This is a genomic window from Prevotella sp. P6B1, assembly GCF_000702825.1.
Taxonomy (GTDB): Bacteria; Bacteroidota; Bacteroidia; order Bacteroidales; family Bacteroidaceae; genus Prevotella.
In genome coordinates this window covers 82933-94701 of the sequence record NZ_JNKF01000012.1, presented here as the reverse complement: position 1 = coordinate 94701, position 11769 = coordinate 82933, and the positions used below count along the sequence as shown (strand labels likewise).

Genomic DNA, 11769 nt, shown 5'->3' with positions numbered 1-11769 from the left:
TTGCAAACTAAAATAATGTCAAGTTTTAAGGAATTACTAAAATTATCATTTAAGTCAGAGGATACTGAAGAGTGGTTGGACGTGCACTTTACACGTCCTATAGGATTGGTGTTTGCCCTGTTGTGGAACAAACTGGACATCCACCCCAATGTCATTACCATCGTATCCATCTTCTTAGGCGTGGGCGCTGGTTGGATGTTCCATTACACCGACCTGCTGCATAACATCTATGGTGTACTGTTGCTGATGTTTGCCAACTTCTGCGATAGTACCGACGGTCAGATGGCACGTATCACCGGCAAGAAGACCCTGATTGGTCGTATGCTGGATGGTTTCTCAGGCGATCTGTGGTTCACCAGTATCTATATCGGTATCATCGCCCGTCTGTGGAACCAGCACATCCCGGGAACGGATATCGAGTGGGGCTTCTGGGCTTTTGTGCTCTGTGCGATTGCAGGTATTGGCTTGCATGCCAAACAGAGTTCGCTGGCCGATTACTACCGTCAGATCCACCTCTTCTTCCTGTTGGGTAAGGAGGGTAGCGAACTCGATAACTACAAGCAGCAGCGTGCCCACTACGAGTCGTTGCCCAAGAGCGACTGGCTGTCGCGTTTGTTCTTCTACAACTACGCCAACTACTGTAAGAGTCAGGAACAGCGCACCCCGCAGTTTCAGCAGTTCTTCGCCCGTTGGAAGGCACAGCCCTCTGAGGAGGTCCGTCAGCGCTTGTTGGCAGGCAGTCGTCCGTTGATGAAGTACACCAATCTGCTCACGTTCAATACGCGCGCCATCACCATCTATGTCACCTGTCTGCTGGATTGCCCCTGGGTATATCCTCTGGTGGAGATCACGGTCTTCCAGGCCATGTATATGTACATGCACAGCAAGCACGAGGCCCTCTGTAAGGAGATTAGTGATTAGTGAAGAGTGAATAGTGATGATAAAGGGTTATATATTTGATTACGGTGGGACCTTGGATACCGGTGGACACCACTGGGGTAAGGTCATCTGGCACGCCTACGAGCGTCAGCAGGTACCTGTAAGCGAGTCGGAGTTCCGTGATGCTTACGTGGTAGGTGAGCGTACTTTGGGCAAGAATCCCATTATCAAGTCCGATTTCACGTTCCGTCGGACGCTGGAGGAGAAAATCCGCATTCAGTTCGAGTGCTTCCGCGACAAGTGGAGTGAAGCTTGTGGCAAGGCCTATGAGCAGGCGGTAGTGGATGATCTCTATGCTCGGACACTTGCAGAGACCGACAAGAGTCGCGAGGTGCTGTTACAGCTGAAGCAGCAGTTCCCCCTGGTGCTGGTGAGCAATTTCTATGGTAATATCGCCACTGTACTGAAGGAGTTTAAGCTCGATGGCATTTTTGAATCGATTATTGAGAGTGCCGTCGTAGGTGTGCGCAAGCCCGACCCGCAGATTTTTACCTTAGGCGTCGAGGCCTTGGGGCTGCAGCCCGACGAGGTGGTGGTCGTAGGCGACAGCATGGATAAGGATATCATCCCAGCTGGTAAGGCGGGATGTCACACGATATGGTTTAAAGGCGAAGGCTGGACGGACGATCCCGTCGATGAGTCAGCCGCCGGGAAAGTAATAACAGACTTGCGTCAGATAGTGAATAGTGAAGGCCTCGATTAAGCGAGGGCAGAGCCAAGCTCGCTTGGGCTATGCCGAGCGTGAGAGGGCTCGATACAAAGTATCAATAATGAATAGTGATGAAGAGAAATATTGATTGGAAAACGCAGTGGATGCTGAGGGTGATAGTGATACTATTCACTATTCACTGTTCACTGTTCACTGCACATGCACAGCATGTGATCAGCGGTCAGATCGTGGATGCGAAGACCGGTGAACCGATACCATTTGCCAGTGCCCAGTATCTGGGTCACGGGGTAGGAGTGGCATCGGATATCGATGGTAATTTCTCCATAGCCCGTCATAACGGTTGGCAACTGACGTTCACCTCCGTGGGTTACGTAGCCCATACCATACAGGTGAACTCGGGCATCAAGAGTGTCATCAAGATTGCCCTGAAAACGGATAACCGTATGCTGAAGGAGGTGACCATCAAGACCAAGCGTGGCCGCTATAGTCGTAAGAACAACCCGGCGGTCGAGATGATGCGCAAGGTGATTGCCGCTAAGAAGAAGACCGATCTGGATAATCGCGACTTCTATCAGTACAACAAATATCAGAAGATTACCCTGGCACTCAACGATTTCCGTCCGGAGGTCCTCGACTCGCCTAAGTTCAAGAAGAAACAGTGGCTGATCGACCAGATAGAGGCTTGCCCGTATAACAACAAGCTCATCCTGCCTATCAGTGTGGATGAGACGGTGTCGCAGAAGATCTACCGTAAGAAACCGCACGACGAGAAGACCATCATCAAAGGCATGAACTCGCAGGGTATCAACGACCTGTTCCAGACAGGTGACATCCTGAATACGGTGATGAAGGAGGTGTTTACCGATGTGAACATCTACGACGACCAGATCCGTTTGTTGCAGTACCCCTTCACGTCGCCTATCGGTAAGGATGCCATCGGGTTCTACCGCTATTATATCGAGGACACGCTGATGGTCGACCGCGATCTGTGCTACCATCTGCATTTCCTGCCCAACAACCAGCAGGACTTTGGTTTCCGTGGCGACTTGTATATCCTGGCCGACTCAAGCTGGCAGGTGAAGCGTTGCGAGATGACCATCCCCAAGAAGAGCGATGTGAACTGGGTGGAGAACATGCAGGTGGTGCAGGAGTTCACGCAGTTGCCCGATGGCGAGTGGGTGCTCAGTGTCGATGACATGTTCACCGAGCTCAAGCTGGCCAGCTTCCTGCAGAAGTTCGCGGTCATCCGTAATACCCGTATCAATGATTATGCCTTCGACGAACTGCCCCGACAACTGTTCAAGGGCTCGAAGAAGGAGGTGAAGGATGTGAATGCCATGATGCGAAGCGATGAGTTCTGGAATCAGTATCGTCAGGTGGAGCTGACTAAGGGCGAGAGTCAGATGGACTCGTTTATCAGCGGATTGCAGAATATTAAGGGCTTCAAGTGGATTATCTTCGGTCTGAAGGCTTTTGTCGAGAACTTTGTGGAGACAGGTAGCAAGGGCCATCCGAGCAAGGTGGATATTGGTCCTATCAACACCATGATCACCAAGAATTTCATCGATGGTATCCGTACCCGTATCTCGGCGCAGACCACCGCCAACCTGGATTCAAACCTCTTCCTGAGTGGTTACGTGGCCCGTGGCTGGGACTCTCATAAGTGGTATTATAAAGGTGATGTCATCTGGTCGTTCAATAAGAAGGAGTATCTGCCACGCGAGTTCCCCAAGCGCACGCTCACCTTCTCATCGACCTACGATGTGATGTCGCCTTCGGATAAGTTCATGCATACCGATAAGGATAATGTGTTCACCGGTATCAAGTGGTCGAAAGTCGATAAGATGATGTTCTACAACCGTCAGTCGCTCACCTTCGAACGCGAGGAGGACTGGGGCTTCCGCACCACCTTGTCAATGAAAGTCGAAGAGAACGAGGCGGCTGGTAATCTGTTCTTCGTTCCCATGACGATGTCCGCGAATCCTGACGATTGGACCAACTGGTCTCATCCTCTTCCGCGCATCAACGACTCGGAATATCGTTTTGTCACTCCTGCTCCCTCGCAGAAGATCCGTACCACCGAGCTCCGCGCAGAACTGCGTTTCGCGCCTGGTGAGACCTTTATCAACACCAAGCAGCGCCGACTGCCCATCAACCTCGATGCACCGGTGCTGACAGTGAGTCATACCTTGGGATTGAAGGGCGTGCTGGGTGGTCAGTATAGCTATAACTACACCGAGGCGTCGCTCTATAAGCGCTTCTGGCTGAAGTCATGGGGTAAGATGGACTGGTATGTAAAGGGTGGCATCCAGTGGGAGAAAGTACCATTCCCATTGCTCATCATGCCCGAGACTAACCTCTCCTATATCATCCAGGACAACACCTTCGAGCTCATCAACAATATGGAGTTCCCCACCGACCGTATGCTGTGGGGACAGGTGAGCTGGGATATGAACGGTAAGATCCTGAACCGCATCCCGCTGATCCGTAAGCTGAAGTGGCGCGAGTGGGTGGCCTTCCGTGTACTCTGGGGTGAGTTGAGCGATAAGAACAATCCTTATCTGGCACACAACGTGGGCAATTCCATCGTGATGTACTTCCCCGAGGGCTGCTATGTCATCGATAAGAACCGTCCCTACATGGAGCTGAGCTTAGGTGTGCATAACATCTTCAAGATTGTGCATGTGGAATATGTGCGTCGCCTCAATTACAACGAGTTGCCGACGGCAAACAAGTGGGGCATCAGGTTCATGGTGCGTGCCACCTTCTAAGTGGGAAAACATAAAAAAGATAGGCTGTCATCACGACAGCCTACCCCTCATTTTCTAACTAACTTATTATCAACTATTCATTACTCATTTCTGATTTTGCTGCTGCAAAGGTACGACGATTTTGTTTGAAATCAGTGGTTTATAGTGAAAAAACACACGTAAACGTTTGCAAATTTCAAAAAAAGATGTACCTTTGCATCGTCACTTTTTTACTATTAACAATATGGGTACTACTAAACGTCGGACATCGTTGAAAGATCTCGCTCTGAAACTGGGTGTCAGTATAGCTACTGTCAGCAGGGCACTGCGCAGTTCGCCCGAGATAGGACAGGAGATGCAGAAGAAGGTGAAGGCCTTGGCTAAGGAGATGAACTACCGTCCCAACCCCTTTGCTCAGAGCTTGCGTAAAGAGGCTCCGAGGGTGATTGGTGTGGTGGTGCCTAACCTGGTGACTCATTACTATGCAGCCGTTCTCGATGGTATCGAGGATGAGGCGCGTAAGGCTGGCTATTCGGTGATTAGTGCCAATACCCACGAAGATAGTGAGGCAGAAGTGAAGGCCATCGACAATTTTATCAATCTGCATGTGGAGGGCATCATCGCCTGCCTGTCGCAGAACACCCGCGATTATAGTCATTTCGAAGAACTGTCAAGCATGTCTATTCCCTTGGTGTTCTTCGGTCGTACCTGTTTGTCTGACCGTTTCTCTTGTGTGACTGCCAATGGCGATGTGGCTGCTCAGATGGCCACCCAGCACCTGATTGATACGGGCAGCAAACGTATTGCCTTTATCGGTGGTCCTAACCACCTCGACATGGTCATCCGTCGTAAGCACGGCTATCTCGAGGCGCTCCGCGAGAACCGCATGCCCATTGAGCGTGAACTCGTGGTCTGCGAGAAGATTGATTACGACTGGGCGTTGGAGGCTACCACCCGATTGCTGCAGATGGAGAACCGCCCCGATGCCATCCTGGCCTTCAATGATATCATCACTTTTGCTGCCTTCACGGCTATCAAGCAGTTAGGACTGCGTATCCCGGAGGATGTGGCGCTCATCGGTTTCACCGACGATGTACACGCCGGCTACGTGACGCCTCGGCTCTCTGCCATCGTGGATCAGAGCCATGAGATGGGTATCGAGGCCTGTCGCCTGTTGATGAATACGATCAATGGCGACACCAAGGTTTACAAGAAAATCGTGCCGCAGAAACTCGTGATTCGTGAGACTTCGGCTAAGAAATAAAAACACAGGCATATGAGACAACTGATTGCTTCTATCATTTGTATGTGCTGCCTCACCGTGAGTGCAGCCACGGCAGTGATTCCTGATATGAAATTCCGCAGGTTGGATGCACGCGATGGTTTGTCCAACTCGCAGATCAACTATATGTTCCAGGATTCGCATGGCTTCGTCTGGATTGGTACTTCCTACGGTCTGAACCGCTACGACGGTTACCGCTTCCGTACCTATTACTCCGATCCTAACGATACCACCACCCTCCGCAACAACTATGTCGATCAGATATGGGAGGATGGCGAAGGTAAGCTGTGGCTGAAACAGGGCATGAACTACAGCGTGTTCGATCCTGTCACCGAGCGTGTCAACCGCAATCCGTCCAACATCTTGTCAAAATGGGGCATCAAGGGCAATATCGACCGTTTCTATATCGACTCGCAGAAACGTTTCTGGATCAAGACCTACGACGAGGGCTTGTATTGCTATAATCCTCGTAAGAAGACCTATAAGCTGATCAAATACGGCTATGAACAGAATCAGATTCCCAAGGAGTACAACTTCTCCAACTTTGCCGAGTGGAACGATAAACTGTTGGTGACATCGAGCGATGGCGACCTGATGGCACTCGATGGCGACAATGGTAAGGTGCTGTGGCGCGAGGACTTTATGAAGCGCAGTGGCGCCCAGAGCAGTCAGGGCTATGATATCTATGTCGATAAACATTGCAACTACTGGGTGCTCACCACTGGTCATGTGTTTGTGTTCAGTCAGAAGGACAAGACCTGGTATGGCTCGCTGAATGACTATCTGGCTTCTTGCGGCATAGCCCCGTTACCAGCCGACATACAGGTATGGGATGTGTGCATGGACCAGCGAGGCTGGATATGGCTGGCTACCGACCACATGGGACTCTATGTGATTGATACCAAGGGCGGTCAGGTCAGGAACTTCGTCAACAATAAGTTCGATGCCACCTCCGTGAGCGAGAATACCCAGAAACGCCTGATGCTCGACAAGTCGGGCAACATGTGGATTGGCTGCTACCGCAACGGCTTGAACCAGTATATCGAGAAGCTCTTAGGCTTCAATACTTTGGAGTTGGGCGATATCAATACCGCCACGGTCGATGCCAGTGGCAACTACTGGTTCGGTACCGATAACCGTGGTATTATCAAATATCTGAAGGATACTGGTGAGACTGAGACTTACGATAGGGCCCGTTGTGGCTTCGCATCTGATATCATGGTGTCGAGCTATGGTGCCAAGGATGGCTCGGTATGGTTCGGTACGTATAATGGTGGTCTGATCCATATTGCCAACGGAAAGGTTAAGAACTACCTCATGTCGAACACCAATGGGCAGTTGCTGAACAATAACATCTGGTCGGTTACCGAGGATAAGTGGGGCGATATCTGGTTGGGCACATTGGGTAGCGGCGTACAGCGCTTCTCACCTAAGACGGGCAAGTTCCGTTCCATCAACTCACATAACTCCTCACTGCCAGGGGACTTCGTGACCTCTGCCAGCTGGACTGCTAAAGGCTGGCTGATGGTTGGTCACTCGCAGTTCTATTCGCTCATAAACCCCGTTAGCGGCAAGGTGGCAACGATGACCATCCCTGTGGTCAACGGCCAGGTTGCCGCTATGGCTACCACCACCTGTGTGATGGAGGATAGTCGTGGACTGGTATGGCATGGCTCTACATCAGGCTGTTGCGTGGTCGATTGGAAAGCCAACAAACAGACCATGCTCGATATGAACAGCGGTCTGATTGGCTCCAGTGTCGTTGGTCTGGTTGAGGATCAGCTGCACAACATGTGGGTCATCACCGAACATGGCGTGTCGAATGTGGTTCCCAAGAAGGATGCGCAGGGCAACTGGACCTTTAATGTGCGCAGCTTCACCAGTAAGGATGGTCTGCAACAGGGACCCTACAACCAGCGCTCTGCTTGCCTCACACCTGATGGTTTGATCCTGATAGGCGGTGTTGGTGGCGTGGATGTGATCAATCCGAAACTCGTGACCAGTGGTGATAATAACGAGACCCCCGTATTCAGCGGTCTGAAGTTGTTCGGTCATCAGTTAGGTGTGGGTGAGGCTTACGACGGTCGTGTCATTATGACCGAGGATCTCAACACCAGCAAGGAACTGGTGCTGCGCTATTACGAGAATCAGTTCACCATTCAGTTGGCAACCGATAAGGGCGAGATGCATAACACCTCACGCTTCGTTTACCAGCTGGAAGGTTCAAGCGATAAGTGGATCCGTACCGAGGAGAACGATCCTAACATCACGTATATGTCGCTCAAGCATGGTGAGTACATCCTCCATGTGCGTATGCTGAACGAGGATGGTACGATGGGTCAGAACGAGGCTGTCCTGAAGATTACCGTCACCCCACCGTTGTTGCGTAACCGTTGGATCATGCTCGTCTTCCTGTCGTTGGTAGCCTTAGGCGTCTTCTTCTGGCGCAGGAAATTCCTGAAACAGCAGGCCGAGAAGACCGAGCGCGACTATCTGCGTATGGAGGTGATGAAGAAACAGTGGATGGCCGAGATGCGCGCCGAGCTGCAGAAACAGCAGGAGAGCGACCAGAAGGCACAGGCCGAGGAGCTCTATAATGCCGCCTGGAGCATCGAGGCCACGGTCAAGAAGCCGCACGACCTCCAGCACTTCATGAAGGAGCAGTGCGCCCAGTTCAAGGCGCCGCTTGGCAAGCATGTCAAGTTCTCGTTCTTCCCGCTGGCACAGGATCTCACCGTCGACTTCGACCACGAGCAGATGGCACAGGCTGTGCAGATGCTGCTCAACAGCTGTGCGCTGTTCTCACCCACCGAGTGTAAGATCAAGGTGTTTGTCGATAAGACCTCTACCTCGGGCTCTATCCGTATCTCCGACAATGGTGTCGGCATCCCTGAGGGTGGCGAAGACACCATCTTCGACCCCATGGTGAGCGATGACGACTCTGGTATCAGTCTGTTCTTCGTAAAGGCCATCGTCGAGATGCATGGTGGTACCATCACGGCCGAGAACAACCCGAGTGGCGGTTCGGTATTCACCATCACCCTGCCCGTTGAGGCAGCTGCCGAAGAGGCAGTGATGCTGGATGAAGATTGATTAGTGAATAGTGAAGAGTTCAACCAATAATATAAACAATGAAACGAATAAAGATTTTAGTGTCAGCCTTGCTGCTATCTTCAACCATGCTGGCAGCCGAGGTGCAGACAAATGGGAACTACGTAACCATCCGTCCTGATGGTGGTCAGGCCAAGGTTATCCGTTTAGAGGTGATGAACAACCAGATTATCCGTGTGCGTGCCACTAGTAAGGAGGCCCTCCCTGAGAAGCCGGCCTCACTGATGATTGTCCCTCAGAAGGCTCCACAGAAGGGTAGCTACACCATTACCGACGAAGGGGCCGCCATCGTGGTCAAGACCGCTAAGGTCAAGGCCGTGGTCGCCAAGGCCACTGGCGCCATCACGTTCTTCGATGCCGCTGGCAAGCAGTTGCTCAAAGAGGCACAGGACGGCAAGAAGTTCTGGGACTTCACCGTGCCAGAGCGCGAATTAGGTATGAAGACAGGCTATACCGTTCCCGAGGAACAGAAACATGGCTTGTCATGGCAGATGAAGTTCGACTCTCCCGATGATGAGGCTTTCTATGGCTTGGGTCAGCACCAGAGCGAGGAGTTCAACATGAAGGGAAAGAACGAGGACCTCTTCCAGTATAACACCAAGGTGAGCATTCCTTTCGTGCTCTCCAACAAGAACTACGGTCTGCTGTGGGACTCTTACAGCTACTGTCGTTTTGGTAATCCTAACGACTATCTCCAACTCAACCGGGCTTTTAAACTCTACGATAAACAGGGACGTGCAGGTCATCTCACGGGTACTTATGTCGATGCCCGTGGTAAGAAGTTGGTGCGCGATGAGGATAGCATCTATTATGAATATGGTACGCCTGAGAAATCGGCGATTGCCCTGAAGACCGACAATGGCGGTATCAAGAATTTCCCCAAAGGCTTCCAGCTCGCCGGTGCCAGCGTAGTCTATGAGGGGTTCATTGAACCCCGAACATTCAATGTTCAATGTTCAATGTTCAATGCTCAATTTATATTGTACTATTCAGGTTATGTAAAAGTGTATATCGATGGTCAGGAGGTGGTGCCCGAGCGTTGGCGCACAGCCTGGAACCCCAACACCTATAAGTTCTCAACCGAACTGCAGAAGGGCAAACGTGTACAGTTGCGTATCGAGTGGCGCCCCGATGGTGGCGAGGCATATTGCGGTCTGCGTGTATCGGAACCCCGCAGCAAGCAGGAGCGTGAACAACTGAGCGTATGGAGCGAGATGGCCAAGGATATGGACTACTACTTCATCGCAGGTGAGAACCTCGACCAGGTGGTCAGCGGTTATCGCACTCTCACGGGTAAGGCTTCGCTCTATCCCAAATGGGTGTTAGGCTTCTGGCAGAGTCGTGAGCGTTATAAGACACAGGACGAGATTGAGGGCACCCTCGCTGAGTTCCGTAAGCGTCATATCCCTATCGACAATATCGTACAGGACTGGAACTACTGGCCCGAGGACCAGTGGGGCTCTCACCAGTTCGAGGCTTCACGCTATCCTAATCCCCAGCAGATGCTCGACAATGTGCACCAGATGCATGGTCGCTTCATGATCAGTGTATGGCCAAAGTTCTATTGCAATACCGACAACTACAAGGAACTCGATGCCAAGGGCTGGATGTATATCCAGAGTCCCACCGACGATATCCACGATTGGGTTGGTCCTGGTTATACAAATGGTTTCTATGATGCCTACGATCCCGGTGCCCGCAAGATGTTCTGGCGCCAGATGGATGAGAATCTCTATTCCGCCCTCGGTAAGGGCGTCGATGCCTGGTGGATGGATGCCTCGGAGCCCAACGTACGCGACTGTACCCCTATGTGGTATCGCAAGGCTCTCTCTGGCCCAACTGCTTTAGGCACATCTACTGAATACTTTAATGCTTATAGTACCATGAATGCTGATGCCATCTACAATGGTCAGCGTTCAGTATGGAAGGGTAAGCTCAATGAGCCACGTGTATTCTTGCTCACTCGTAGCGGCTTCGCTGGTGAGCAGCGCTTCTCTACCGCCACCTGGAGTGGTGATATCGGTACCCGTTGGGAGGATATGCGTGCCCAGATGACGGCTGGTCTGAATTACTCTATCTCTGGTATTCCTTTCTGGGGTATGGACCAGGGCGGCTTCTGTGTAGAGAACCGTTATGTGGCTGCCCAACAGCTCTTCGACAAGAGTGGGGTAGAGAACGAGGACCTGAAGGAGTGGCGTGAGCTGCAGACCCGTTGGAACCAGTTCGGCACCTTCATTCCGTTGTTCCGCTCGCATGGTCAGTGGCCATTGCGCGAAATCTGGAACATCGCTCCCGATGAGCATCCTGCCTACAAGTCGTTCGTCTATTACGATAAACTGCGCTATCGCCTCATGCCATACCTCTACTCGTTAGCAGGATGGGCACACTTCAAGGATTACACCCTGATGCGCCCCTTGGTGATGGACTTCAATGGCGATCGTGAGGTAGAGAATATCGGTAACCAGTGGATGTTCGGTCCAGCCCTCATGGCTTGTCCCGTAGGCTACTACAAAGCCCGCAACCGCTCGGTTTACTTCCCCGCCCAGTGCGGCTGGTACAACCTCTACACAGGTGAATATACCGAGGGTGGCCAGCGCCTCATCGTAGAGGCTCCATACGAGCAGATCCCGGTATTCGTTCGCGAGGGTGCCATCATCCCATTCGGTCCTGAGATGGAGTGGAGCGACGAGAAACCCGCTGAGCTCATCCACCTCTATGTCTATGCTGGTCAGAATGGCAGCTTCCAACTCTATGAGGACGAAGGTACCAACTATAACTACGAGAAGGGCAAATATGCCACCATCGATATCACCTACGATGACGCCACCCGCACCATCTCGTTCGGTGCCCGTAAGGGTCAGTTCGCTGGTATGCTCAAGAACCGCCGCTTCAATGTGGTGCTGATCTCGAAGGACAACGCCCAGCCGCTGAATCTCGATACCCCCGCAGGCAAACTGGTTCAGTATAACGGCAAGGCGGTATCTGTTAAGTTGTAATCCATCCACATAACGACTATA

Annotated in this window: 6 protein-coding genes; all 6 read left to right on the top strand. The window is 51.8% G+C overall.

Going from position 1 to position 11769, the window contains the following annotated elements:
* The first annotated feature begins 15 nt into the window (after positions 1-15).
* The 6 genes from T495_RS0107315 (at position 16) to T495_RS0107290 (ending at position 11748) form a co-directional block, all read left to right on the top strand.
* Positions 16-921 (top strand): CDP-alcohol phosphatidyltransferase family protein, encoded by a 906-nt coding sequence (locus T495_RS0107315; protein ID WP_033148184.1) that lies wholly within the window; start codon positions 16-18, stop codon positions 919-921.
* Positions 922-937: 16 nt separating this feature from the next.
* Positions 938-1642 (top strand): HAD family hydrolase, encoded by a 705-nt coding sequence (locus T495_RS0107310; protein WP_033148183.1) that lies wholly within the window; start codon positions 938-940, stop codon positions 1640-1642.
* A 77-nt stretch (positions 1643-1719) separates the two neighbouring features.
* A complete protein-coding gene (locus T495_RS0107305; protein ID WP_081832050.1) occupies positions 1720-4380 on the top strand; it encodes a DUF5686 and carboxypeptidase-like regulatory domain-containing protein in 2661 nt (886 codons plus the stop codon).
* 223 nt (positions 4381-4603) lie between these two features.
* Positions 4604-5623 (top strand): LacI family DNA-binding transcriptional regulator, encoded by a 1020-nt coding sequence (locus T495_RS0107300; protein WP_033148182.1) that lies wholly within the window; start codon positions 4604-4606, stop codon positions 5621-5623.
* Positions 5624-5635: 12 nt separating this feature from the next.
* Positions 5636-8734, top strand: a complete 3099-nt coding sequence (locus tag T495_RS0107295) for a two-component regulator propeller domain-containing protein (protein ID WP_081832049.1) — start codon at positions 5636-5638, stop codon at positions 8732-8734.
* A gap of 38 nt (positions 8735-8772) precedes the next feature.
* A complete protein-coding gene (locus T495_RS0107290) occupies positions 8773-11748 on the top strand; it encodes a TIM-barrel domain-containing protein (RefSeq protein WP_033148180.1) in 2976 nt (991 codons plus the stop codon).
* The last annotated feature ends 21 nt before the right edge of the window (positions 11749-11769 follow it).

Excerpts from the sequence above, each read along its gene's own strand:
- T495_RS0107305 (WP_081832050.1), top strand. The coding sequence starts at position 1,720 with ATGAAGAGAAATATTGATTGGAAAACGCAGTGGATGCTGAGGGTGATA.
- T495_RS0107310 (WP_033148183.1), top strand. The coding sequence starts at position 938 with ATGATAAAGGGTTATATATTTGATTACGGTGGGACCTTGGATACCGGT.
- T495_RS0107315 (WP_033148184.1), top strand. The coding sequence starts at position 16 with ATGTCAAGTTTTAAGGAATTACTAAAATTATCATTTAAGTCAGAGGAT.
- T495_RS0107295 (WP_081832049.1), top strand. The coding sequence starts at position 5,636 with ATGAGACAACTGATTGCTTCTATCATTTGTATGTGCTGCCTCACCGTG.
- T495_RS0107300 (WP_033148182.1), top strand. The coding sequence starts at position 4,604 with ATGGGTACTACTAAACGTCGGACATCGTTGAAAGATCTCGCTCTGAAA.
- T495_RS0107290 (WP_033148180.1), top strand. The coding sequence starts at position 8,773 with ATGAAACGAATAAAGATTTTAGTGTCAGCCTTGCTGCTATCTTCAACC.